The organism is Actinotalea ferrariae, assembly GCF_019733465.1.
In the GTDB taxonomy this organism is placed as follows: Bacteria; Actinomycetota; Actinomycetes; order Actinomycetales; family Cellulomonadaceae; genus Actinotalea; species Actinotalea ferrariae_A.
On the sequence record NZ_JACVQL010000023.1, the window covers coordinates 1 to 23,427 of the forward strand.

22 protein-coding genes are annotated in these 23,427 nt (G+C 72.4%); 10 read left to right on the forward strand and 12 right to left on the reverse strand.

The features are described 5' to 3' along the window. Positions 1-314 precede the first annotated feature (314 nt). The 3 genes from ctaC to ICW40_RS02375 are packed head-to-tail and all read left to right on the forward strand — an operon-like array spanning position 315 to position 3,447. Entirely contained in the window at positions 315-1,211 is an 897-nt protein-coding gene (ctaC, locus tag ICW40_RS02365; protein WP_221652228.1) for an aa3-type cytochrome oxidase subunit II, read from the forward strand. Then, positions 1,211-3,052 (forward strand): aa3-type cytochrome oxidase subunit I, encoded by a 1,842-nt coding sequence (ctaD, locus tag ICW40_RS02370; protein ID WP_221652229.1) that lies wholly within the window; start codon positions 1,211-1,213, stop codon positions 3,050-3,052. Before ctaC ends, ctaD begins: the two co-directional genes overlap by 1 nt. Then, positions 3,049-3,447, forward strand: coding sequence for a cytochrome c oxidase subunit 4 (locus tag ICW40_RS02375; protein ID WP_221652230.1), 399 nt, complete (start codon positions 3,049-3,051; stop codon positions 3,445-3,447). Before ctaD ends, ICW40_RS02375 begins: the two co-directional genes overlap by 4 nt. Before the next feature lie 216 nt (positions 3,448-3,663). Here the strand turns inward: ICW40_RS02375 and ICW40_RS02380 are convergent, their stop codons facing one another. The 6 genes from ICW40_RS02380 to ctaE form a co-directional block, all read right to left on the reverse strand. Then, positions 3,664-4,419 carry a 2-phosphosulfolactate phosphatase gene (locus ICW40_RS02380; protein WP_221652231.1) on the reverse strand — a complete coding sequence of 252 codons (756 nt, stop codon included), beginning with the start codon at positions 4,417-4,419 and terminating at the stop codon, positions 3,664-3,666. A 166-nt stretch (positions 4,420-4,585) separates the two neighbouring features. Further along, the gene (locus ICW40_RS02385) at positions 4,586-5,215 is read right to left on the reverse strand and encodes a superoxide dismutase (protein ID WP_221652232.1); all 630 of its coding nucleotides are present in this window, start codon (positions 5,213-5,215) and stop codon (positions 4,586-4,588) included. 161 nt (positions 5,216-5,376) lie between these two features. Then, positions 5,377-7,125 (reverse strand): cytochrome bc1 complex cytochrome b subunit, encoded by a 1,749-nt coding sequence (gene qcrB, locus ICW40_RS02390; RefSeq protein WP_221652233.1) that lies wholly within the window; start codon positions 7,123-7,125, stop codon positions 5,377-5,379. Beyond that, on the reverse strand, positions 7,122-8,150 hold the full coding sequence (gene qcrA, locus ICW40_RS02395; RefSeq protein ID WP_221652234.1) for a cytochrome bc1 complex Rieske iron-sulfur subunit: 1,029 nt from the start codon (positions 8,148-8,150) through the stop codon (positions 7,122-7,124). Before qcrA ends, qcrB begins: the two co-directional genes overlap by 4 nt. Continuing rightward, positions 8,147-8,926 carry a cytochrome bc1 complex diheme cytochrome c subunit gene (gene qcrC / locus ICW40_RS02400; RefSeq protein WP_221652235.1) on the reverse strand — a complete coding sequence of 260 codons (780 nt, stop codon included), beginning with the start codon at positions 8,924-8,926 and terminating at the stop codon, positions 8,147-8,149. The genes qcrA and qcrC overlap by 4 nt, the downstream gene beginning before the upstream one ends. 70 nt (positions 8,927-8,996) lie before the next feature. Next, positions 8,997-9,635, reverse strand: coding sequence for an aa3-type cytochrome oxidase subunit III (gene ctaE, locus ICW40_RS02405; protein WP_221652236.1), 639 nt, complete (start codon positions 9,633-9,635; stop codon positions 8,997-8,999). Positions 9,636-9,802: 167 nt separating this feature from the next. On the opposite strand from ctaE, the gene ICW40_RS02410 reads away from it, so the two are divergent. Then, a complete protein-coding gene (locus ICW40_RS02410) occupies positions 9,803-10,273 on the forward strand; it encodes a hypothetical protein (protein ID WP_308121584.1) in 471 nt (156 codons plus the stop codon). Positions 10,274-10,292: 19 nt separating this feature from the next. Continuing rightward, entirely contained in the window at positions 10,293-11,357 is a 1,065-nt protein-coding gene (gene trpD / locus ICW40_RS02415) for an anthranilate phosphoribosyltransferase (RefSeq protein WP_308121585.1), read from the forward strand. 142 nt (positions 11,358-11,499) lie between these two features. Here the strand turns inward: trpD and ICW40_RS02420 are convergent, their stop codons facing one another. Both ICW40_RS02420 and ICW40_RS02425 read right to left on the reverse strand, forming a co-directional pair. After that, on the reverse strand, positions 11,500-11,781 hold the full coding sequence (locus ICW40_RS02420; protein WP_221652238.1) for an Lrp/AsnC family transcriptional regulator: 282 nt from the start codon (positions 11,779-11,781) through the stop codon (positions 11,500-11,502). Between the two features lie 31 nt (positions 11,782-11,812). Continuing rightward, complete coding sequence (locus ICW40_RS02425) at positions 11,813-13,849, reverse strand: DEDD exonuclease domain-containing protein (RefSeq protein ID WP_221652239.1); 2,037 nt, start codon at positions 13,847-13,849, stop codon at positions 11,813-11,815. Positions 13,850-14,016: 167 nt separating this feature from the next. On the opposite strand from ICW40_RS02425, the gene ICW40_RS02430 reads away from it, so the two are divergent. Next, positions 14,017-14,238: a hypothetical protein gene (locus ICW40_RS02430; RefSeq protein ID WP_221652240.1), complete on the forward strand. Its 222-nt coding sequence runs from the start codon at positions 14,017-14,019 to the stop codon at positions 14,236-14,238. Between the two features lie 98 nt (positions 14,239-14,336). On the opposite strand, the gene ICW40_RS02435 is transcribed toward ICW40_RS02430, so the two are convergent. Further along, positions 14,337-16,154, reverse strand: coding sequence for an AMP-dependent synthetase/ligase (locus ICW40_RS02435; protein WP_221652241.1), 1,818 nt, complete (start codon positions 16,152-16,154; stop codon positions 14,337-14,339). 144 nt (positions 16,155-16,298) lie between these two features. Here ICW40_RS02435 and ICW40_RS02440 point away from each other — a divergent pair, with 144 nt between their 5' ends. After that, positions 16,299-17,243 (forward strand): ROK family glucokinase, encoded by a 945-nt coding sequence (locus ICW40_RS02440; protein ID WP_221652242.1) that lies wholly within the window; start codon positions 16,299-16,301, stop codon positions 17,241-17,243. A gap of 65 nt (positions 17,244-17,308) precedes the next feature. On the opposite strand, the gene ICW40_RS02445 is transcribed toward ICW40_RS02440, so the two are convergent. Together ICW40_RS02445 and ICW40_RS02450 are read right to left on the reverse strand one after the other, a co-directional pair. Further along, entirely contained in the window at positions 17,309-17,707 is a 399-nt protein-coding gene (locus ICW40_RS02445) for a nuclear transport factor 2 family protein (protein WP_221652243.1), read from the reverse strand. A 99-nt stretch (positions 17,708-17,806) separates the two neighbouring features. Further along, positions 17,807-18,691, reverse strand: a complete 885-nt coding sequence (locus tag ICW40_RS02450; protein ID WP_221652244.1) for a hypothetical protein — start codon at positions 18,689-18,691, stop codon at positions 17,807-17,809. 67 nt (positions 18,692-18,758) lie between these two features. Between ICW40_RS02450 and ICW40_RS02455 the strand changes: the two genes are divergently transcribed. The 3 genes from ICW40_RS02455 (at position 18,759) to ICW40_RS02465 (ending at position 22,244) form a co-directional block, all read left to right on the forward strand. Continuing rightward, on the forward strand, positions 18,759-19,556 hold the full coding sequence (locus ICW40_RS02455) for a lysophospholipid acyltransferase family protein (protein ID WP_260458675.1): 798 nt from the start codon (positions 18,759-18,761) through the stop codon (positions 19,554-19,556). Positions 19,557-19,674: 118 nt separating this feature from the next. Next, positions 19,675-20,895, forward strand: coding sequence for a pyrophosphate--fructose-6-phosphate 1-phosphotransferase (locus ICW40_RS02460; protein WP_221652245.1), 1,221 nt, complete (start codon positions 19,675-19,677; stop codon positions 20,893-20,895). Continuing rightward, on the forward strand, positions 20,892-22,244 hold the full coding sequence (locus ICW40_RS02465) for a class II 3-deoxy-7-phosphoheptulonate synthase (protein WP_221652246.1): 1,353 nt from the start codon (positions 20,892-20,894) through the stop codon (positions 22,242-22,244). The genes ICW40_RS02460 and ICW40_RS02465 overlap by 4 nt, the downstream gene beginning before the upstream one ends. A gap of 100 nt (positions 22,245-22,344) precedes the next feature. On the opposite strand, the gene ICW40_RS02470 is transcribed toward ICW40_RS02465, so the two are convergent. Continuing rightward, a partial coding sequence (locus tag ICW40_RS02470; RefSeq protein WP_221652247.1) for a PASTA domain-containing protein occupies positions 22,345-23,427 on the reverse strand: 1,083 nt, incomplete at its 5' end.

Below are 23,427 nucleotides of genomic sequence, written 5' to 3' on the forward strand. Positions count from 1 at the left end.
CCGCCCGCATCGAGGTACGCGCGCCGGGTCGCGCCGCGCCGGCCGTCCGCAGCGGCGGGCGCAGGGTCGTCGCTCACGCGGTCACGCTAGCCGCCTGGAGGAGCGCGGCGACGTGATCCCGCTCACCCCGGGCGGCCGCTCACGCCGGCCTGCCGACGTGGGGAGCTGCCGGGCGCGCGCCGCACCCGTACCTGGGCGCGCCGGGAGCACGCCGCCCGGCCTGCAGCGCGCCGTGCGCACGCTAGGCTGGTCGGGTCGAGACGAAAGTCCCGGTCAGGCTGCCGGAGGTGGCGCCGCCGCCGGGGCCGCATGACATGAGAGGCACCCCTTTGGACGTGCAACACCCCCGTCGACGCCGAGGCGTCGCCCGTCTCTCGGCCCTCGCCGTGGCCGTGGCCGTGGTCGCGAGCGGCTGCTCCGCCGAGGCCCGCCGGGGCTACCTGCCCGGCGCGGAGGACGGCGAGCAGGTCACCAACATGACCGAGCGCATCACGACCCTGTGGACCGGCTCCTGGATCGCCGCGCTCGCCGTCGGGCTGATCACCTGGGGCCTGATCCTCTGGTGCGTGGCCGTCTACCGGAAGCGCAAGGACGACGACACGCTCCCCGTGCAGCTCCGGTACCACGTGCCGCTCGAGATCATGTACGTCATCCTGCCGATCCTCATGATCGGCGTCTTGTACTTCTACACGGAGCGGGACACGGCGGCGATCGAGGACATCAGCGCCGAGCCGGACCTGACGGTGCAGGTCGTCGGCAAGCAGTGGAGCTGGGACTTCAACTACCTGGACGACAACGTGCACCAATCCGGCCAGCACGTCCTCGAGGTCGGTGAGCCCGGCAACCCCGAGGAGCTCCCGACGCTGTACCTGCCGGTCGACGAGCGCGTCGAGATCCAGCTCATGTCGCGCGACGTCGTGCACTCGTTCTGGGTGCCCGCGTTCCTCTACAAGAAGGACATGATCCCGGGCCGCCCGAACGTCTTCCAGGTCGTCCCGACCAACGAGGGCGTGTACGCCGGCAAGTGCGCCGAGTTCTGCGGCGAGTTCCACTCCGGGATGCTCTTCAACGTCGCCGTCGTCTCCCGCGAGGAGTACGACGCGCAGATGGAGGAGCTGCGGGAGGCGGGCCAGACCGGCTTCCTCGGTTCCGACCTCGACCGTACGCAGAACACGGGCGACGACAACGCGATCCCGACGGGGGAGGGCTGATGGCCGCAGCAGTGGAGACGATCCCGGGGCTCGCCCCGCGTCGTCAGAGCCTCGGACGCTCGGTGGTCAAGGTCATCACGTCGACCGACCACAAGACGATCGGGTACATGTACCTGGTCTCGTCGTTCGTCTTCTTCTGCATCGCGGGCGTCATGGCGCTCGTGATCCGCGCCGAGCTCTTCGCGCCGGGCATCCAGCTCGTGCAGAGCAAGGAGCAGTACAACCAGCTCTTCACGATGCACGGCACGATCATGCTGCTGCTCTTCGCGACGCCGCTCTTCGCGGGTTTCGCGAACGTGATCATGCCGCTGCAGATCGGCGCACCGGACGTCGCGTTCCCGCGCCTGAACATGCTGGCGTACTGGTTCTACCTGTTCGGCGGGATCATCGCCGTCTCGGGCTTCTTCACCCCGCAGGGTGCCGCGTCGTTCGGCTGGTTCGCGTACACACCGCTGTCGACGACCACGTACTCACCAGGCCTGGGCGGCGACCTCTGGGTCTTCGGCCTCGTGCTCGCCGGCTTCGGCACGATCCTCGGCGCGGTGAACTTCATCACCACGATCCTCACCATGCGTGCGCCGGGCATGACCATGTTCCGCATGCCGATCTTCACGTGGAACACCCTGGTGACGAGCCTGCTCGTCCTCATGGCGTTCCCGCCGCTCGCGGCGGCGCTGTTCGCGCTCGGCTCGGACCGGCGCCTCGGCTCCCAGGTGTTCAACCCCGAGCACGGCGGCGCCATCCTGTGGCAGCACCTGTTCTGGTTCTTCGGGCACCCCGAGGTCTACATCATCGCGCTGCCGTTCTTCGGCATCGTGTCGGAGATCTTCCCGGTGTTCAGCCGCAAACCGATCTTCGGCTACAAGGGTCTCGTCTACGCGACGATCGCGATCGCGGCGCTCTCGGTGACGGTGTGGGCGCACCACATGTACGTCACCGGTGCGGTCCTGCTGCCCTTCTTCGCGCTCATGACGATGCTCATCGCGGTGCCGACCGGTGTGAAGTTCTTCAACTGGATCGGCACCATGTGGCGCGGCAAGCTCACGTTCGAGACGCCGATGCTGTGGTCGATCGGCTTCCTCGTGACGTTCCTCTTCGGCGGTCTGACGGGCATCATCCTGTCCAGTCCGGCGCTCGACTTCTCCGTCTCCGACACGTACTTCGTCGTCGCGCACTTTCACTACGTGGTCTTCGGCACCGTCGTGTTCGCGATGTTCGCGGGCTTCTACTTCTGGTGGCCGAAGTTCACCGGGAAGATGCTCGACGAGCGCCTCGGCAAGATCCACTTCTGGCTGCTGTTCTTCGGCTTCCACGCGACCTTCCTCATCCAGCACTGGCTGGGTGCGCAGGGCATGCCGCGTCGCTACGCCGACTACATGCCCGAGGACGGCTTCACGTGGATGAACCAGGTTTCGACGGTCGGGTCGATGGTCCTCGGCGCGTCGACGCTCCCGTTCCTCTGGAACGTGTACATCACCTGGCGCAACGCGCCGAAGGTCACCGTCGACGACCCGTGGGGCTACGGGAACTCGCTCGAGTGGGCGACGTCGTGCCCGCCGCCGCGGCACAACTTCGCGTCGCTGCCCCGGATCCGCTCCGAGCGGCCCGCGTTCGACCTGCACCACCCCGAGGTCGCGGCCATGGACCACGTCGAGCCCGACGCCGGTGCCATGGACTGGGAGGCCGACCGCCGCGGCGAGCAGTCGCTCGCGGCCGAGCGGCTCGCCACCGGCGACGCGGAGCCGGAGCAGTCGTCCGCGACGATCATCGACGACGGCCGGCCGCTCGGTGACGACGTGACCGACGGCGGCGACGCCACGGACGAGGACGGGAAGCGATGAAGTTCGAGACCAAGCTCTTCCTCTACATCACGCCGTTCTTCCTGGTCGTCGCCCTGGTCTACGGCTGGTGGAGCCGCTGGGAGCCGGTCGGCGTCGCGGGGCTCTTCCTCGTCACCGGCCTCACGGCCATGATCGGCTTCTACCTCGCGCTCCTCGCACGGCGCATCGACAAGCGGCCCGAGGACGACCCGTACGCCGACATCGAGCAGGGTGCGGGCGACCAGGGCGTGTTCAGCCCGTGGAGCTGGTGGCCCCTCGTGCTCGCAGCGGCGGCGGCCATCTGCTTCGCGGCGCTGGCGATCGGCTGGTGGCTCATGGCCATCGGCGGCTTCCTCGGGGTCATCGGCCTCGTGGGCTGGGTCTTCGAGTTCTCGCGCGGGCAGCACGCCCACTGACGCACCGGTCGTCGCCGACGCCCGTCCGTCCCTGCGGGGAGGGGCGGGCGTCGGCGTCGTCGGACGTGCGGCTCACACGCCCGGCCCCGCTCAGAGGCTGGGCCGCGCTCAGAGGCCCGGCCCCGCTCAGAGGCCGGGCCGCGCTCAGAGGCCTGGCCCCGCTCAGAGGCCGGGCCGCGCTCAGAGGCCTGGCCCCGCTCAGTGGCCGGGCCCCGCTCACACACCCGGCTGCGGCGGCACGGGCGCCGGGACGAAGCCACGCGCGGTGAGGACCGGGACCGCCCGGCCCTGACCCACCTCGGCGGCGACGTCGACGTCGCCCCCGTACCCGGCGTCGGCGAGCTCACGCCCGCTCGCGCAGTCGTGCAGGGACGCCCGGATGTCTCGTGCGACCTCCCGGTAGGCCGCCGCGGCGGTCCGCGCCTCGGGCGAGACGTCGTCGAGGCCCGCGACCCGGAGGGCCTCGACGACCGCACCCGCGCCCCAGAGGTCCTCGGCGGCGGGTCGTAGGCCGCCGTCGGGCCACCGCTCGCCTGCGGGCACGACGGCGACCGAGCGCGGCCGACGCGAGATCACCCAGCGGGCGACGGCCTCGGCGTTGCGCAGGCACGCGCCGACGACCTCGGCCCGGGTGCCGGCGAGAACCGCGGCGATCGTCGACCCGTTGGGGGACGGGAGCACGAGCCTGCTGGGCGGTGTCGTGCGCCGCAGCGAGACGGGCGACAGGCTCGGGACGTCGCGCGCGGAACGGCGTCCTGCAAGGACGGCGTCGTGCGCCTCGGCGTACGCGACCGCGTCGGCGTCGTGCCGGGGGTAGGGGAGCACGACGGTCCCCAGGTCGGCAGCGACCGAGAGCGCCGTCGTGAACGAGAGGACGTCGACGACGACGGCGACGTCGGCACCCGCCGCGACGTGGCCAGCGCCGTACGGCCCCCACTCGAGCCGGATGGTCCAGGGGCTCTGCGTGTGCACGGTGCACTGTCTACCAGGCTCGGTGCGGCAGGCGCCGTCCCGGCGGCGACGCGGAGGCAGGCGCTGTGACGGCAGCGACGCGGTCCACGGACGACGACGGGCGCGGGCGTGCGGTGTGCACGCCCGCGCCCGCGGGTCCTCGTGGTCCGGCCAGCGCCGGAGCGGCTCAGGCGAAGGGGACGATGAGGCCCTGCGTCTGGCTGCGTGCGCGCTCGAAGCGAGCACCGGCGTCCGCCCAGCTGACGATGTTCCACCACGCCTTGACGTAGTCCGCCTTGACGTTGACGTAGTCGAGGTAGAAGGCGTGCTCCCACATGTCGAGCAGCACGATCGGGACGATGCCCAGCGGGATGTTGCCCTGCTGGTCGTACAGCTGGAAGATGCCGAGCTTCTGGCCGACCGAGTCCCAGGCGAGGATCGCCCAGCCCGAGCCCTGGATGCCGAGGGCCGTCGCGGCGAAGTGCGCCTGGAAGCCGTCGAACGAGCCGAAGAACTCGTCGATCGCAGCCGCGAGCTCGCCCACCGGGCGGTCGCCGCCCTCGGGGGAGAGGTTCTGCCAGAAGGCGGAGTGGTTCACGTGACCGCCGAGGTTGAACGCCAGGTTCTTCTCGTGCAGGTTGATCGCGGCGAAGTCGCCCTTCTCGCGCGCCTCGGCGAGCTTCTCGAGCGCGGTGTTGGCGCCGGCCACGTAGGTCGCGTGGTGCTTGTCGTGGTGGAGCTGCATGATGCGCCCCGAGATGTGGGGCTCGAGCGCCGCGTAGTCGTACGGGAGATCGGGCAGGGTGTACTCAGCCATGGAGCTGCTCCTCCGGTCGGGTCGCTGGTCGCGACGGCTCGGTCCTGTGGTCCCTGGGGACCCTGATCACAACGGACCGGGCTCGCCACGCGGCGCGGGTGCGCAGCCTGACGAGCCCGGGACGCTGTCCACTCTGGTCGATGCTCAGTGGTCCTGCACGCTCAGTGGTCCTGCACGCTCGGTCGCGGGGTGTCGCCCTCGTCCGGCAGGGGAGCGCCGGTCACGGCGTGACGGCCGCCGCCGGAGCCGGCGCCGATCTCCTGCGTCTCCGGCTCGCCCGCCGGCAGGGCGTCGTGCTCGCCGTGCGAGTGAGCCGCGGCCAGCTCCGCCGGGGTGACGGGCTCGACGCGGTCCTCGTAGAAGAACCGTGAGGCCCGGGCGCGGATGGCGTCCATCCGGTAGCCCTTGCGACGCACGCCGTGCTCGTCCTCGGCGGGCTCGATCTCGAGGGGTCGACGCGGCTCGTGGTGCACCCGGATCCACCGCTCGTACTCGTCGAGCGGCTTGTGCACCTCGATGTACTCGCCGTTCGCGAACCGCACCACGCGTCCCGTCTCGTGACCGTGGAGCACCAGCTCCCGGTCCTTGCGCTGCAGCCCCAGGCAGATCCGCTTCGTGGCCCAGAAGGCCAGGAAGGGGGTCACGAGGAACAGCACGCGGAACACGTACGTGATGTCGTTGATCGACAGTGCGAAGTGCGTCGCGATGAGGTCGTTGGAGCCGGCGAGGATGAGGATGAAGAACGCCGTGAGGATGGCGACACCGGTCGCCGTGCGGACCGGCGCGTTGCGCGGACGGTCGAGCACGTGGTGCTCGCGCTTGTCGCCCGTCGCCCATGCCTCGATGAACGGGTAGGCGGCCAGCAGCGTGAAGAGGATGCCGGGGATCACGACGGCCGGGATGAGCACGTTCAGCGAGAGCGTGTAACCCCACAGGTCCCACTCGGTGCCTTGACCCGGCATGAGTCGCAGGGAGCCCTCGAGGAAGAGCATGTACCAGTCGGGCTGGGCCCCGGCCGAGACCGGTGACGGGTCGTAGGGCCCGTAGTTCCACACGGCGTTGATCGTCATGGTGCCGCCCATGAGCGCGAGCACGCCGAAGACCACGAAGAAGAAGCCGCCGGCCTTCGCCACGTACACCGGGAAGAGCGGGAAGCCGACGACGTTGCGCTCGGTGCGGCCCGGCCCGGGGAAGTGCGTGTGCTTGTGGAGCACGACGAAGAACAGGTGCAGGCCGATGAGCGCCAGGATCAGGGCGGGCACCAGCAGGATGTGCACGGTGAAGAGCCTGGGGATGATGTGCTCGCCCGGGAACTCGCCGCCGAAGATGAAGTAGGACATGTAGCTGCCCACGATCGGGATCGACTTCACCACGCCGTCGGTGATGCGCAGGCCGTTGCCCGAGAGCACGTCGTCCGGCAGCGAGTAGCCGGTGAAGCCGGCGGCGAGGCCGAGGATCATCAGGATGAAGCCGACGAGCCAGTTGACCTCACGGGGCTTGCGGAACGCGCCCGTGAAGAACACTCGCATCATGTGCGTGACGATCGACGCCATGAAGAGCAGCGCGGCCCAGTGGTGGATCTGACGCATGAGCAGCCCACCGGTCACCTCGAACGAGAGGTCGAGGGTCGAGGCGAACGCCTCGGACATCTCGACGCCGTTCATGGGCGCGAACGGCCCCTCGTACTCGACGAGGCCCATGCTCGGCACGAAGAACAGCGTGAGGAACACACCCGTGATGAGCAGGACGACGAACGAGTAGAGAGCGATCTCGCCGAGGAGGAACGACCAGTGGTCGGGGAAGATCTTCCGGGCGAAGTTCTTGACCGCCAGGCTGATGCCGGTGCGCTGGTCGAGGTAGTCGGCCGTGCCACCTGCGGCGCGCTGCGCCGCCGTCGTGGATGTGCTCACTTCAACCGCTCCCAGTAGCTCGGGCCGATCGGTTCGTGGAAGTCGCTCCGTGCGACCAGGTAGCCCTCGTCGTCGACCGTGATCGGCAGCTGGGGCAGGGGCCGGCTCGCCGGCCCGAAGACGACACGTGCCTCGTTCGCCATGTCGAACGTCGACTGGTGGCAGGGGCAGAGCAGGTGGTGGGTCTGCTGCTCGTAGAGCGCCACGGGGCAGCCCACGTGGGTGCAGACCTTCGAGTAGGCGACGATGCCCTCGTACGACCAGTCCTTCCGCTCCTCGCGCTCGGTCAGGTCGTTGGGGTCGATGCGGACCATGAGGACGATGGCCTTGGCCTTCTCCTCGATCCAGAGCTCCTCGTCCCGCAGCCCCTCGGGGATGACGTGGAAGACGGAGCCGACCGTCACCTCGGACGCGCGGATGGGCTCGCCCGACGGGTCGCGCGTCAGCTTCTTGCCCTGCTTCCAGAGCGTGTGGCGGAACTTCGAGACGTTCCAGTCGCCGCCGACCTCGCCGACGAGCGGCACGACGATGCTCAGCGGGGCGAGCGCGAGCGCGGTCACCACGGCGCCCTTGAGCACACCGCGGCGCGCGATGCCGGAGTCCTCGGCACCGTCCTTCAGCTGGGCGATCGCCTCGGCGCGGACCTTCTCGTCGCTGCGCTGCGGGTGGCGCTGCTCCTGACGCTCGTGGTCCGACATGAGCACCTTGGCCCAGTGGACGGCTGCCGCACCGATGCTGAACATGCCGAGGAACAGCGTGGTCCCCAGCAGCAGGTTCGACAGCCGCATGCTCGCGACGGTCTCGCCCGGCGGCACCAGGAAGTAGGCGACGAGGAAGCCGATGGTGCCGAGGACCGAGAGGGCGAACAGGATGACGACCTGGCGCTCGGCACGCTTGTCCGCGACCGGGTCGTTGTCGGCCATCCGCTCCTGGTGCGGCGCGAGACCGGGGTTCTCGAACCGCTCGGGCAGACCGGAGGCGTCGCGCCGGACCTCGACCTCGGTCGAGCTGTTGTCGGTCGTCATGAGGACTTCGCTCCGATCCACACCGCGCAGCCGATGAGCAGCCCGATCCCCACGACCCAGACCCACAGCCCCTCGGCCACCGGGCCGATCGCGCCGAGGTCGGTGCCGCCGGGGCTGCCGGCCTTCTGCTCCTCGAGGAAGGCGATGATGTCCTGCTTCTCGTCCGGGGAGAGGTTGGCGTCGTTGAACACTGGCATCGACTGCGGCCCCGTGACCATCGCCTCGTAGATCTGCGTGGGCGTGCTCCCGGCGAGCGAGGGTGCGTACTTGCCCTCGGAGAGGGCGCCGCCCTTGCCGATGGAGCCGTGGCACATCGCGCAGTTGGTGCGGAAGAGGGCCATGCCGTTCGCCGCGTCGCCACCCGCGGGGTCGACCTGCTCCTGCGGCGGGATGGCGGGGCCGGGGCCGAGCGACGCGACGTACGCCGCGAGCTGGCTGATCTGCTCCTCGTCGAACTGCGGCGGCTTCGCGGCTGCCTGCGGACCGTTCTGCTGCATCGGCATGCGGCCCGTCGAGACCTGGAAGTCCACCGAGGCAGCGCCGACGCCGACGAGCGACGGGACGCCCTCGCGCCCCTCGGCCGACGGGCCGTGGCACGTGGCGCAGTTCGCCCGGAACAGCGCCTTGCCGCCCTCGATGTCGGACTGGTCGGCGGCTGCGGCGACGGCGGGGCTCGGCATGAGGGCGGCGTAGACGCCGCCGGTCACGAGCAGCGCCAGCAGGAGCAGGACCACCGGCGCGAACCGGTGGTTCCTGCGGGCGGCGATGGCCTTCACGAAGCGGTCCTCATCTCGTCGGTGCACGTCGTCGGTGCAGGCGAAGCGGTGGTCGAACGGCCGGCGGACGTCATCGGATCAGGTAGATCGCGGCGAACAGCGCGATCCACACCACGTCGACGAAGTGCCAGTAGTAGGACGTGACGATCGCCGTCGTCGCCTCGTGGTGACCGAAGCGCTTGGCCGCGAACGAGCGGCCGAGGAGGGCGAGGAAGGCGATGAGACCGCCGACGACGTGCAGGCCGTGGAAGCCCGTCGTCAGGTAGAAGACCGACCCGTACGGGCTCGAGGAGATGGTCAGACCCTCGCGGACGAGCTCGGCGTACTCGTACACCTGCCCGCCGATGAACGCGGCACCCATGAGGTAGGTGAGCGTGATCCACTCGTTCATCCCCCACCGGTTCACCTGGAGCAGGGAGCCCGTGCGACGCGGCTGGAAGCGCTCGGCCGCCCACACGCCCATCTGGCACGTGATCGAGCTGAGCACCAGCACGGTGGTGTTCACCGTCGCGAAGGTGAGGTTGAGCTTCGCCGTCTCCTCGGTCCACAGCTCGGGGAGCGTGGAGCGGATCGTGAAGTACATCGCGAAGAGCCCGGCGAAGAACATCAGCTCGCTCGCCAGCCACACGATCGTGCCGACCGACACGGGGTTCGGGCGGTTGACGCTCAGGTGCGGGTGCGTGACAGGGGCAGCCGTTGCGGTTGACACCCCGTCATTATGGCTGACGCGGGCCCGACATGGGTGCACGGGCGCGACCCTGGACGACACGAGTCGATCACAGTCCCTCCGGGTGGCCTCCACGCGCCGTCGACGCGCGCTGCGCCGACCGTGCCAAGATGCGTGGTGGTGCCAGCAGGCACGCGACGCAAGGACGGGTGAGGGACGGCATGGGCGGCACGGTCACGAGCGAGCAGAACGGCGACGAGTGGGGCGCGCTCGAGCGCGCCGGTGAGCCGACGGCCCTGAGGGTGCTGCTCTACAGCGACCACGTCGAGACGCGCGAGCAGGTCAAGCTCGCCGTCGGGCGCCGCATCGCCAAGGACCTGCCGCCCGTCGAGTGGGTCGAGGTCGCGACGCCGGCCGCGGTCATCGCGACCGTCGACGCGGGCGGCCTCGACCTCCTCGTGCTCGACGGCGAGGCGGGCAAGTCCGGCGGGATCGGCCTCTGCCGCCAGGTCAAGGACGAGATCTACCGCTGCCCTCCGGTGCTCGTGCTCATCGGACGCCCGCAGGACGCGTGGCTGGCGTCGTGGGCGCAGCCGGACGCCGTCGTCGCACGCCCCCTGGACCCGATCGTGCTCCAGGAGGCCGTCGCCGGCCTCCTGCGCCGCACGCCGGCTGCCTGACGCGGGCCGCGAGGTGAGCGTGCCCGACGCCGGGAGCGTCGCGGAGCCGACCTGGCCGCACCTGCTGACGCGGCTGGTGGCGGGCCACGACCTCGACGTCACCGAGGCGGCCTGGGCGATGGACCAGGTGATGAGCGGGACGGCGGACGCGGTGCCGGTCGCGGGCTTCCTCGTCGCGCTGCGTGCCAAGGGCGAGACCGTCGTCGAGCTCTCCGCGCTGACCGACGTCATGCTCGAGCACGCCCGCCGCATCTCCGTGCCCGGGCGCGCGGTCGACATCGTCGGCACGGGTGGCGACCTCATGCACACCGTGAACATCTCGACGATGGCGTCCCTCGTGGTGGCGGGGACGGGCGTCAAGGTCGTCAAGCACGGGAACCGGGCCGCGTCGTCGTCGACCGGTGGGGCGGACGTCCTGGAGGCGCTCGGCGTCCGGCTCGACCAGTCGCCCGAGCGGGTCGCCGCCCTCGCGGACGAGGTGGGCATCACGTTCTGCTTCGCGATGGTGTTCCACCCGTCGATGCGGCATGCCGGCGCCGTGCGCAAGGGGCTCGGCGTCCCGACGATCTTCAACTTCCTCGGGCCGCTGACCAACCCCGCGCAGCCGGCCGCGGCCGCGATCGGCGTGCCCGACGCCCGCATGGCCGGGCTCATGGCGGGCGTGCTCGCCGAGCGGGGGACGTCGGCGCTCGTCTTCCGGGGCCACGACGGCATGGACGAGCTCGCGGCCACCGGCCCGGCCGACGTCTGGTGGGTCCGGGACGGATCCGTCGAACAGCTCCGGCTCGATCCCGTCGCCGAGCTCGGGCTGGACCCGATCACGGTCGCCGACCTGCGGGGCGGGGACGCGGCCGTCAACGCGGCCGTCGCCCGGCGTGTGCTCGCCGGTGAGCGTGGTCCCGTCCGGCAGACCGTGCTGCTCAACGCGGCGGCCGCGCTCGTGGCGGACGGCACGCTCGAGGGCACGGCGACGGGTCCGCTGGCCGAGCGGCTCGAGGCGGGGCTCCGTCACGCCGAGGCGTCGGTCGACGAGGGCCGCGCGGCCGACGTCCTCGAGCGCTGGGTCGCCGCCTCGCAGGCCTGAGTCGGCTCACCGCGCGGAGTCGCGGGCCCCTGGCCGGCGTGCGGCTCAGGTCACCGGCACGAGGCGGCTCGACGTCGAGGACCGGTACCCGACACGGACGACGATCGGCGCCGACGGCCTGAGCGTCGGTCCCCGAGGCGCGTCAGTCCCCGAGGCCCAGGTCGAAGGCTGTCTCCAGGTCGTGCTGCGAGTAGGCGCGGAAGGCGATGTACGTCTGGGTCCGCAGCACGCCCTCGACCTTGCTGATGCGGTCCGCGATGACGTCGGCGAGCTGCTCGTGCTCGCGCACCCGGACCAGCGCGATGAGGTCGACCTCACCGGTCACGCTGTAGACCTCGCTGACGCCGGCCACCTCGGCGACCTCGGCCGCGATCTCGGGGATGCGGGCCGGGTCGGTGTCGATCAGGACGACGGCGGTGAGCATGTGGGCCTCTCTCTCGGCTGGACTCAACCCATCATGCCGCGCCGCCGACGACCGCGCCGGTGACCGCCGCGCCCATGACTGCCGCGTCGCCGATCGACGCGCCGTCGGCTGCCGCGCCGCGGGCCACGTGCTGCGGTGCCCGTTCGGGCGTGTGCTTCACGGACCCGCCGGACGCGGGCGCGTCCGCCTGCTGCGGCGTGGCCATCGCCGCGGCGACCGCCGCAGCCGTCGTGCCCGGTGCGCGGAAGGCCTCGGCACCGCGGACCGGGCACGCCCAGCCCTCCTGGACCTCGACGAGGCGGACACCTGGCTGCTCGAGCCAGTCGAGGACGAGGTCCGTCTCCTCGGGATGCGCCGCCGACGACGGGAGCACGGGCGGCGGGACGTGCTCCGCGGTCGCGACCAGGGCGCCGATCGCGGGACGCGGGTCCGCCCCCGGCGGCGTGGCCGTCGTCGAGGAGAGCCGCCCGTGCCGCACGACCGCGACCTCCCAGCCGCCGCCGTCCCGCGGACGGGCGGCGACGACCTGTGCGTGCGCGGCGGCGCGCCGTGAGCGCTGGGCTCGTGCGGCGCCCCGCAGGAACGCGGCGAGCTGGTCCCGCCACGCGGCGGCCTCCTCGAAGCGCTCCGCGGCCGTCAGCGCTGCGATCCGGGCGGCGTGGACGCGGACGACGGGCGCCGGGTCGACGAGCATCGCGTGGCGGACGGCCGCGACGACGTCGGCGTACGCGGCCTCGTCCTGACCGCCCGTGCACGGGGCACCGCAGCGGCCCATGCCGGCGAGCGCGCACGGGCTCGCGCCCGCTGCCGGCACCCGGGGCAGGCGTGCCGCGCACTGCCGCACGGGGAACGCCGCGTGCAGGGCGTCCACCGCCTGCTGCGCCGCCGACCGGCTCGGGAACGGGCCGATGTGCGCCTCGGCCTCGCCGGGACGCGGTCCACCCTCGGCGCGCACGTCCCGTACCACCGAGAGTCGCGGATACGGCTCGACGGTCAGGCGGACCCACGGCATCCGCTCGGGGAAGCGCGAGCGTCGGTTGTAGCGCGGCGAGTGCTCGGCGATGAGGCGCAGCTCGCGCACCCGCGCCTCGAGGACCGTGCCGCAGACGATGGGCACGACCTGCTCGGCCAGGGCGATCATCTCGTTCATCCGACGGCGGTGCTCCGCCGCCGTGAAGTAGCTGCGGACGCGGGTGCGCAGCGAGGTGGCGGTACCGACGTAGAGGATCTCCCCGCGCGCGTCCCGGAACTGGTAGACGCCCGGAGCGTCCGGCAGGCCGTCCGCGAGGTGGCGCTTGCGCCGACGGGCGGAGGGCACCGGGTCGGTCGCCGTGGCCAGGTCCTCGAGGTGCGTGACGCCCAGCGGGCCGAGGCGCCCGAGCAGCGCGTGCAGCACGTCGACGGTCGCACGCGCGTCCGACAGCGCGCGGTGGTCCGGGGTCACGCTCGCGCGGAAGTACGCCGCGAGCGTGCCGAGCTTGTGGTTGGGGACCTCGTCCCGCGTCACAGCGCGGCGTGCGAGAGCCACCGTGTCGAGCACCTGGTTGCCCGGCCACGCGTACCCGTGCTCCGCGGCGGCGGCCTTGAGGAACCCGATGTCGAAAGCGGCGTTGTGCGCGACGAGCACGGCCCCGCGCGCGAACTCGAGGAAGCTCGGCAGGACCTCGGCGATCCGCGGGGCGTCCCGGACCATCGACGTCGTGATCCCGGTCAGCGTGGCGATGAAGGCGGGGACCGGCCCGCCCGGGTTGACGAGGGTCTGGAACTCGCCGAGCACCTGCCCGCCCCGGACCTTGACCGCACCGATCTCGGTGATGGCGGAGGTCGCGGGCGTGCCGCCCGTCGTCTCGAGGTCCACCACCACGAACGTGACGTCCGCGAGCGGGGTCCCGACCTCGTCGAGGGTGAGCTGCACGCCCCCGCCCGCGGTGCTGCTGGTGCTGCGGGTGCTCACGTTGCTGCCGGTGCTCCCCGCGCTCGCCGGGCCGGCAGTGCCGACCGTGCCGCCGGGGACGCCCGCGCGGTCCGGGGGCCCGAACAGGGTCGTCGAGCGCGGGACCAGGTGCATGGCGAGGACGGTAGGCGGGGGCACCGACACGGGCGGGTGCGCAACGCCGAGGAGGTCCGTGCCGGCGGTGCCGAGGCTCGGTGCGGACGTGGCGCCGGCGGCAGGCGCCGAGATGGGCGGGCAGCGTCACGGCGGTCGTGTCGGACCCTGGCCGTAGCGTCAGCCGCATGATCATCGACTGCGGGACCTGCACGGTGCGCGGAGACGCGTGCACCGACTGCGTGGTGACCTTCCTGACCATCCCCGTGCGCGGAGCGACCGCGCCCGGCCCCACGGGTGCCCGGCCGGCGTCACCGCCAGCGGACCTGGACGACGCCGAGCGCGCCGCCATCGCCGTCCTGGCCGGATCGGGCCTCGTGCCTCCGTTGCGTCTGGTGCGCGCCGTGTGAGCCGGCACCGTGGCGCGAGCCGGCGGCGCGCGGTGTGGGGTCGCGGGCGCGCAGCCCGCCGTCGTCACCGGACGTCCGGCGACGACGGCGGTGCGGCGTCAGTGCTCCGCGGCCTGCGTGGCTCCGGCGTACAGCGCCTCGATCTCACCGTCGAAGTCGGCGATGACCCTGGCGCGCTTCACCTTGAGCGACGGGGTCAGGTAGTCGTTCGCCACGGTGAAGTCCGTCGTCAGCACGCTGTACTTGCGGATCGACTCCGCACGAGAGACGGCGGCGTTCGCCTTCTCCACGGCGCGGTCGAGCGCAGCCCTGACCTCGGGGTGCGCGGCGGCAGCGGTGACGTCCATCTCGGGGAGCCCGTGCGTGGACAGCCAGCCGGGCAGCGCCTCCGCGTCCAGCGTGACCAGCGCGCCGATGAAGGGCTTCTGGTCGCCCACGACGACGACCTGGCTGACGACCGGGTGCGCGCGCAGACGGTCCTCCAGCACGGCCGGGGCGACGTTCTTGCCCCCGGCGGTCACGATGATCTCCTTCTTGCGACCGGTGATGCGCAGGAAGCCGTCCTCGTCCATCGAGCCCAGGTCGCCCGAGCGGAACCACCCGTCCGTGAAGGCCTCCGCCGTGGCCTGCGGGTTGTTGTGGTAGCCGACGAAGACGCCGTCTCCCTTGATGAGGATCTCGCCGTCGTCGGCGACGCGGACCGCGAGGCCGGGAAGCGGGGGGCCCACCGTGCCGATCTTCACCCCGTCGGGGACGCTGACCGTCGCGGGCGCCGTCGTCTCGGTGAGGCCGTAGCCCTCGAGGACGTGCAGGCCGACGCCGCGGTAGAAGTGGCCGAGCCGCTCACCGAGCGGGGCGCCGCCCGAGATCGCCCACTGCGCCTGGCCGCCCAGTGCGGCGCGGATCTTCTTCAGCACGAGCGTGTCGGCGACCTTGTGCTGCAGCTTGAGCCACGCGCTCGGGCCCTTCGGGTCGTCGAGGGCCCGCGAGTAGACGATCGCGGTCTTGGCGGCGCGCTGGAAGATCGCGGTCTTGCCGCCCGCCGCCGCCTTCTGCTCCGAGGAGTTGTAGACCTTCTCGAAGACGCGCGGCACGGACAGGATGAAGGTGGGCTTGAACGAGCCGAGGTCCGCCACGAGGGTCCGGGTGTCGGGCGCGTGGCCGAGGATCGCGCCCGCCGGGATGATGAGGATCTCGATGAAGCGTGCGAACACGTGGGCCAGCGGCATGAACAGCAGGGTCCGCGACCCGGGCGGGCACACCTCGCCGAGCTTCGCGACCGCGTTGCGCGTCAGCGAGACGAAGTTCGCGTGCGTGAGCTCGGCGCCCTTGGGCCGCCCCGTCGTTCCCGACGTGTAGATGATCGTCGCGACGTCGGACCCGACGGCGATCGCCCGACGCCGGACGATCTCGTCGTCCGCGACTCCCGCGCCCGCCTGCGTGAGCGAGCCGATGGCGCCGTCGTCGAGCACGAGGACGTCCCCGAGCGCAGGGACCTGGTCCCGGACGCCCTCGACCGTCGCGGCGAGCTCCGCCGTCTCGACGACGAGCAGGCGGACGTCGGAGTCGCTGAGGATCCACACCACCTGCTCGGCCGACGACGTCTCGTACAGCGGCACGGGGACCGCGCCGGCGGCCCAGACGGCGAAGTCGAGGAGCGTCCACTCGTAGCGCGTGCGGCTCATGATGCCGACGTGGTCGCCCGGCTGGACGCCGCGCGCCACGAGACCCTTGGCGACGGCCACGACCTCGGCGTCGAACTCGCGTGCGGAGATCGGGATCCACGGCCCGTCGGGTGTCGTCTTGTGCTCGATGAGGGTCGCGTCCGGCCGGTCGGCGACGCGGGCGGCGAGAAGGGTGTTGAGGTTCTCACTGGGGGAGACCTCGACGAGGTGGGGGGTGCGGAACTCGTCCATGCTGACTCCAGTGGCAGACGGATGGTGGGTCGACCCTATCCAGTCCCTGGCCGCACCACGGTCGTCCTGCATCCGTTCGTGTGAGGATCGGTAGCCTGCACCGACGAGTCCTCGGACACCTGCCTCTCTCAAGCAAGGACGGACATGTACGCGATCGGTGTGGACATCGGCGGCACGAAGATCGCCGCAGGTGTGGTCGACGAGGACGGCGTCATCCTCGCCAAGGCGAAGCGGAAGACCGCAGCGCGCGATGCCGAGGAGATCGACCGCGCCGTCGCCGACCTCTACACCGAGCTGTCGGCGCAGTACGAGGTCGGCGCGCTCGGCGTCGCGGCGGCAGGCTTCATCGGCTCGGACCGGTCGACCGCGCTCTTCGGCGCGAACATCGCCTGGCGCGACTACCCCCTTCGTGAGCGCATCGCCGCACTCGTCGCCGACGACGTCCGCATCGTCGTCGAGAACGACGCGAACGCCGCCGGATGGGCGGAGTTCCAGTTCGGTGCCGGTCGCGACGTCGACGACATGCTCATGCTGACCGTCGGGACCGGCCTCGGCGGTGCCCTCGTCGTCGGCGGCCGCCTGGTCCGCGGCGCCTGGGGCGTGGCGGCCGAGGTGGGCCACCTCCGCGTGGTCCCGCAGGGGCACCAGTGCGGGTGCGGCCTGCACGGCTGCTGGGAGCAGTACGCGTCGGGCAGTGCGCTCGTGCGCGAGGCCCGCGCAGCCGCGTCCGCCTACCCGTCGCGCGCCACGCGCCTGCTCGAGCTCGCCGACGGGCGCGCCGACAAGGTCTCGGGTCCGTCCGTGACCCTCGCCGCCAAGGAGGGCGACCCGTTGTCGGTCGAGCTCCTGGCCGAGCTCGGCCGCTGGATCGGCGAGGGGTCGGCCTCGGTCGCCGCCCTGCTCGACCCGGCGCTCGTGGTCATCGGTGGCGGCGTGGGCGCGGCGGGGGACCTGCTGCTCGAGCCCGCGCGCGCGGCGTTCCTCGGCCAGCTCTCCGGCCGCGGCTTCCGCCCGGAGGCCCGCATCGAGCTCGCCGCGACGGGCAACGACGCAGGCATCGTCGGCGCCGCGGACCTCGCGCGCCTCTGACCCTGCCGCGCGCTCGACGCGGAGGGCTCGCCACCCGGTGACGCCTCCGGCCGCCGGCCGGCGGGCTAGCGGGGCGTCTGCTGGTGCAGCGCGAGACGCCAGCCGTCTCGGCGCACGTACACGCTGCTCATGAGGGCCGAGTAGCTCATGTCGCCGCGCCGGGCACGCACGCCGTACGCGACGACGGCGGCGTCGTCGGCGAGCCGGTGCACGCGGACGTCCTCGAGCTCGTGCTCGTCCCAGGGGGCGCCGGCCATGGACGCCACCATGGACGCGCGGTCGTCGAGCACGAGACTGCCCGGCAGCAGCATGAGCGGCGCCTCGGAGAGCACGCGCTCGTAGTGCTCCCGCGCTGCGTCTCCGCCGATGCTGAGCGCCACCCAGCCTGCGCGCTCGAGCTCGGCGAGGCGCGCGTCCTCGTCGCCCTCGTCGGGTGGTGTCGTGCTCGGCTCGGTGCGAGTCATGGCTCCACGGTAGATCGGGCCGCACGACACGTCAGCCCTCCCGCACGCCGTCGACCGGGGCCCGCGGGTCGGGTGCCCGTCAGACGACTCAGATGCCCGTCAGACGACGGCGCCGGGGCCCGCGTCGTCGTCGCGGCGGTGCGGCATGCGCCACAGGAGCACACCGACGGCGACCAGGAACGCGACGCCGGCGGCACGGAGCACGAGGGACGGCATGTCGCGCCAGAGCACGACGGCGACCAGCAGGAGGACGGGGACGCCGACGGCGGCCGACCACGCCAGGGTCAGCAACGGGTCGCCGCCGAGCACCGGACCCGGGTCGGACGGCGTGAAGTGGTCCTCGGCCTCCTCGACGGCGGGGTCCGGCTGCCACGCGCGCGGCCCGGTCGGCTCGGCGGGTCGCACCGTCCTCGCACCGGGGCCGGTGGCGTCGCCCTCGGGTGGGAGGTCGGACGCGCGTCGCCGGGGCGTCGTCGGCGGGGCCGTGGACGAGGGCGGGGTCCGCGCCGGCGTGGTGGGTGACGTCGGAGCAGGCCCGAGAGCCTCGAGCCCGCCGAGCCCGCCGAGCCCGCCGAGCTCGCCCAGCTCGGCGACGATGGCACGCCAGCGCTCGTCGATGTCGTCGGGGTCGGGGTCGGGGGAGGCGCCGCGCGCCTGGACCGCGGGGGACGGGACCGACGGCCGCGGCGAGGGTGCCGTGCCGTCCGGGGCCCCGTCCGACACGCCGTCCGGCACGTCGTCCGGCACGTCGCCCGGCACACCGTCCGCCGCGGCGCCCGTGCCGTCCTGCGGCGTCGGGCCGTCGTGCGCTACCTCGCGCTCGTCGTCGACGGGGACGGCGTGCTCCTCGTCCCCGTCCCCGGCGGGAACCGTCCCTCCGGGCCCCGCCGGGGCGTCGGGCCCGGCCGGGGCGTCGGCGCCGTCCGGGCGCTCGGCGTCGCGCCCCACCGGGGGCTCGTCGGCGTCGTGCGGACGTCCTGCCATGCAGAGCACTCTAGAGTCGTGGGGACGCTGCGCGCGGGTCGCGCGGGCGCCGCAGCGGAGGTGACGCTTGTTCTACTGGCTGATGAAGCACATCGCGGCCGGTCCGCTCCTGCACGGGATGTTCCGACCGTGGGTGCGTGGGCTGGAGAACGTGCCGCAGGACGGTCCGGCGATCCTCGCGAGCAACCACCTCGCGGTGATCGACTCCTTCGTGCTGCCCCTCGTCCTCTCGCGCAAGATCCGCTTCATCGGCAAGGCCGAGTACTTCAGCGGCACCGGGCTCAAGGGTCGCCTCAAGGCGGGCTTCTTCCGCGGCGTCGGCACCATCCCGGTCGACCGGGGCGGCGGCAAGGCGAGCGAGGCCGCTCTGCGCACGGGCCTGCAGGTGCTCGAGTCGGGGAACCTCTTCGGCATCTACCCCGAGGGCACGCGTAGCCCTGACGGCCGGCTCTACCGGGGGAAGACGGGCGTCGCGCGCCTCGCCCTCGAGTCCGGGGCGCCCGTGATCCCGGTCGCGATGATCGGGACCGACGTCGCCCAGCCCATCGGCCGGGTGATCCCCAAGCCCATGCGGATCGGGATCGTCATCGGCGAGCCGCTCGACTTCAGCCGGTACAAGGGCATGGAGAACGACCGGTTCATCCTCCGCTCGGTGACCGACGAGATCATGTACGCCCTGATGAGCCTGTCGGGGCAGGAGTACGTCGACATCTACGCCGCGACCGCCAAGGCGCGGATCGCCGCGGGCCACGGCTCGGACGGCGCTCCCGCGGAGGTGGGCCCGCCGGCGCCCGGTGGCCGCCCGGCCCCGGACGTCCAGGTTCCGGTCCCGCCCCAGGACGAGGCCCCGCCCTCAGTAGGATGACGCGGTCGCCCACGGCGGCCTGTGCAGGACCGAAGGCCCGCCGTCGCGCCATCGGTCGCCCCCGTGCTCGCGGGGACTGCGTGCTGAGCTGTGCTTCCAACGAGAGGTGTGTCCCGAGATGTCGGTTCGTCGTGTCGCCCTGCTGACCGCCGGTGGCTTCGCCCCGTGCCTGTCCTCCGCCGTCGGAGGGCTCATCGAGCGCTACACGGAGATCGCGCCGGAGATCGAGCTCATCGCCTACCAGCACGGCTATCACGGCCTGCTCACGGGGACCAAGGTCGTCGTCGACGACGAGGCGCGCGCGAAGGCCGGCGTCCTGCACCGCTTCGGCGGCAGCCCGATCGGCAACTCGCGCGTCAAGCTCACGAACGCCAAGGACTGCGTCAAGCGGGGCCTCGTCCAGGAGGGCCAGGACCCGCTGCACGTCGCGGCCGAGCAGCTCAAGGCCGACGGCGTCGACGTGCTGCACACGATCGGCGGCGACGACACGAACACGACGGCCGCCGACCTGGCCGCGTACCTGCACGAGAACGGCTACGAGCTCACGGTCGTCGGCCTGCCGAAGACGATCGACAACGACGTCGTGCCGATCAAGCAGTCGCTCGGCGCGTGGACCGCGGCCGAGGAGGCGGCGGGCTTCGCGCGCAACGTCATCGGCGAGCACCGCTCGGGCAACCGGATGCTCATCGTGCACGAGGTCATGGGCCGCCACTGCGGCTGGCTCACGGCGGCGGCCGCGGCGGAGTACCGCCGCTGGCTCGACACCCAGGAGTGGGTGCCGAGCATCGGCCTGTCGCGCGAGCGCTGGGACGTGCACGCCGTCTTCCTGCCCGAGCTCGCGCTCGACATCGAGGCCGAGGCCGCGCGCCTGCGCGAGGTCATGGACACCGTCGGCAACGTGAACATCTTCCTGTCCGAGGGTGCGGGCATGCACGAGATCGTCGCGCAGCTCGAGGCGGCCGGCGAGGAGGTCCAGCGCGACCCGTTCGGCCACGTCAAGCTCGACACCATCAACCCGGGTCAGTGGTTCGCGAAGCAGTTCGCCGAGCTCCTGGGCGCCGAGAAGACGATGGTCCAGAAGAGCGGCTACTACTCGCGCGCGGCGGCGGCCAACGCCGAGGACCTGCGCCTCATCAAGTCGATGACGGACTACGCGGTCGAGTGCGCGCTGCGCGGCGAGTCGGGCGTCGTGGGGCACGACGAGGAGGACGGCGACCGGCTCAAGGCCATCGCGTTCCCGCGGATCGCGGGTGGCAAGGCCTTCGACGTCACCGTGCCGTGGTTCGGCGAGCTGCTCGCCGGCATCGGTCAGCCGCTCGCGCCGGCGAGCACGTCATGAGCGTCGCGCCCGACCCGACGGTCGTCGCGGGCCTCGACGCGTGGCGTGCGCTCCCCGCGCGCCAGCAGCCGCAGTGGCCCGACGCCGACGCCGTGGCGGCCGCGACGGGCGAGCTCTCCGTGCTGCCGCCCCTGGTCTTCGCCGGTGAGGCGGACGTGCTCACGGGCCGTCTCGCGGCGGCGGGGCGCGGCGAGGCCTTCCTGCTCCAGGGCGGGGACTGCGCCGAGACCTTCGCCGAGGCGACGGCCGACAACATCCGCAACAAGATCAAGACGATCCTGCAGATGGCGGTCGTGCTCACGTACGGCGCGAGCCTGCCCGTCATCAAGATGGGCCGGATGGCGGGTCAGTACGCCAAGCCGCGCAGCTCGGACGACGAGACGCGCGACGGCGTGACGCTGCCCGCGTACCGCGGCGACGCGATCAACGGGCACCCGTTCACGCCAGACGCGCGGATCCCGGACCCGCACCGGCTGCTCGACGCGTACCACCGGTCCTCGGCGACGCTGAACCTCATCCGGGCGTTCACGACCGGCGGCTTCGCGGACCTGCGCCGTGTCCACGAGTGGAACCGCGGTTTCCTGGCCAACAAGGCGTACTCGCGCTACGAGGAGACCGCCGCGCAGATCGACCGTGCGATCCGCTTCATGGCGGCGTGCGGCGCGGACTTCGACGCGCTGCGGACGGTCGAGTTCTTCTCGAGCCACGAGGCGCTCCTGCTCGACTACGAGCGCGCCCTGACGCGGATCGACTCGCGCACCGGCACGCCGTACGACTGCTCCGCGCACTTCCTGTGGATCGGCGAGCGTACGCGGCAGCTCGACGGCGCCCACGTCGACTTCCTCTCGCGCGTGCGGAACCCGATCGGCGTGAAGCTCGGGCCGACGACGTCGGCCGACGACGCGCTCGCGCTCATGGACCGGCTCAACCCGGCGGACATCCCCGGGCGGCTCACCTTCATCACGCGCATGGGCGCGTCCCGCATCCGCGAGGCGCTGCCCGGGCTCGTCGAGAAGGTGCACGCCTCGGGCCGTCCGGTGACGTGGGTGTGCGACCCGATGCACGGCAACACGATCACCTCAGCGAGCGGCTACAAGACCCGCCGCCTCGAGGACGTGCTCGACGAGGTGCGCGGCTTCTTCGAGGTGCACCGCGCCACCGGCACCGTGCCGGGTGGCCTGCACGTCGAGCTCACGGGTGACGACGTCACGGAGGTGCTCGGCGGCAGCGAGGAGATCGACGACGCCGGCCTCGCGCTGCGCTACGAGACGCTCGTGGACCCGCGGCTCAACCACCAGCAGTCGCTCGAGATGGCGTTCCAGGTCGCGGAGATGATCCGCCAGGGCTGATCAGCCGCGCACCGTCGGCCCTCGACCCGCACGCCGGGCGAGGGCCGACGTGCGTTCGGGCCGCACGACCTCCCGCAGGCCGGCGTCCCGGGGTGGCCGGTCAGATGACCCTGAGCGTGACCGTGCTGCCGACCGGTACCGCGGTCCCGGCCGCGACGTCCTGCGAGTGGACGGTCCCGAAGACCCCGCCCAGCAGGTTCTCCCTCGCGACGACGAGGCCCAGCGCCTCGAGCGCCGTCCTGGCCGCTCCGAACTGCTGACCGAAGACGTCCGGCACCTCGACGAGCGGCGGTCCCTGCGACACGGTGATCGTGATGGGGTCGAGCCGGTGCGCCTGCGCGTCCGGCGCGAGGCTCTGCGCCATGACCGTCCCGGCGGCGAACTCCGTCGAGTAGCCCGGCTCCTCGGTCACGACGAGCCCCTGGTCCTGGAGGCCCTGGACGGCGTCCTCCCGAGTCGCGCCGATCACGCTGATGACCGTGACCGGCTCGCGGCCGTCGGAGACCGTGAGCGCGACCTCGGTGCCGACCGGGAGCTGCGCGAGCGGTTCGGCGCCCACGGCGATGACGTGGTCCGCCGGCACCTCGTCGTGGTACTCGCGCACGGGCTCCTGGGCGACGAGGCCGACCGCCTCGAGCGCGGCGACGGCGTCCGCGAGAGGCGCCCCCGCGAGCCCCTCGGGGACGGTCCGCAGGTCCGGCCCCTTGGAGACCACGATCTCGACCGTCCCGTCCTTGCGCACCCGCTCGCCGGGGCCCGGGTCGGTCGACACCACGACACCCGCGGGCACGGTCGGGTCGAAGTCCTCGGCCACGGTCGTCCCGAGGCCCGCGGCGTCGAGCGCCGCCTCGGCCTCGGCGAGCAGCACGCCCTCGACGCCCGCCGGGACCTCCGTGTAGGCGCCCGGGCCGCTCGTCGCGTACCACCACACCCCGCCGGCGGCGAGCGCCAGCACGAGGAGCACCGTGGCCAGGAGCGCCGCCCGCCGTCCGGGGCGGGAGCCAACGGCGCCGGCGGGCTCCGGCTCGCCCGGACCGTCGAGGCCGGAGCCGATGCGCAGGGCCATGGTCCGGCCGAGCGCCCCGTCCGGGTGCTCGTCGGAGGAGGGATCCGCGGCCGTGCGGCCGGGCCGCGCCCGGCCGGCGGCCACGTGGATCGTCTCGGTGGCGTGCGGGTCGTCGTC

Coding starts and splice junctions, on each gene's coding strand:
- ICW40_RS02430 (WP_221652240.1), top strand. CDS start 14,017: ATGATCATCGACTGCGGGACCTGCACGGTGCGCGGAGACGCGTGCACC.
- ICW40_RS02425 (WP_221652239.1), bottom strand. CDS start 13,849: ATGCACCTGGTCCCGCGCTCGACGACCCTGTTCGGGCCCCCGGACCGC.
- qcrA (WP_221652234.1), bottom strand. CDS start 8,150: ATGACGACCGACAACAGCTCGACCGAGGTCGAGGTCCGGCGCGACGCC.
- ICW40_RS02435 (WP_221652241.1), bottom strand. CDS start 16,154: ATGGACGAGTTCCGCACCCCCCACCTCGTCGAGGTCTCCCCCAGTGAG.
- ICW40_RS02445 (WP_221652243.1), bottom strand. CDS start 17,707: ATGACTCGCACCGAGCCGAGCACGACACCACCCGACGAGGGCGACGAG.
- ICW40_RS02385 (WP_221652232.1), bottom strand. CDS start 5,215: ATGGCTGAGTACACCCTGCCCGATCTCCCGTACGACTACGCGGCGCTC.
- ctaD (WP_221652229.1), top strand. CDS start 1,211: ATGGCCGCAGCAGTGGAGACGATCCCGGGGCTCGCCCCGCGTCGTCAG.
- ICW40_RS02460 (WP_221652245.1), top strand. CDS start 19,675: ATGTCGGTTCGTCGTGTCGCCCTGCTGACCGCCGGTGGCTTCGCCCCG.
- ICW40_RS02420 (WP_221652238.1), bottom strand. CDS start 11,781: ATGCTCACCGCCGTCGTCCTGATCGACACCGACCCGGCCCGCATCCCC.
- ctaC (WP_221652228.1), top strand. CDS start 315: ATGAGAGGCACCCCTTTGGACGTGCAACACCCCCGTCGACGCCGAGGC.
- ICW40_RS02450 (WP_221652244.1), bottom strand. CDS start 18,691: ATGGCAGGACGTCCGCACGACGCCGACGAGCCCCCGGTGGGGCGCGAC.
- ICW40_RS02375 (WP_221652230.1), top strand. CDS start 3,049: ATGAAGTTCGAGACCAAGCTCTTCCTCTACATCACGCCGTTCTTCCTG.
- ICW40_RS02465 (WP_221652246.1), top strand. CDS start 20,892: ATGAGCGTCGCGCCCGACCCGACGGTCGTCGCGGGCCTCGACGCGTGG.
- ICW40_RS02440 (WP_221652242.1), top strand. CDS start 16,299: ATGTACGCGATCGGTGTGGACATCGGCGGCACGAAGATCGCCGCAGGT.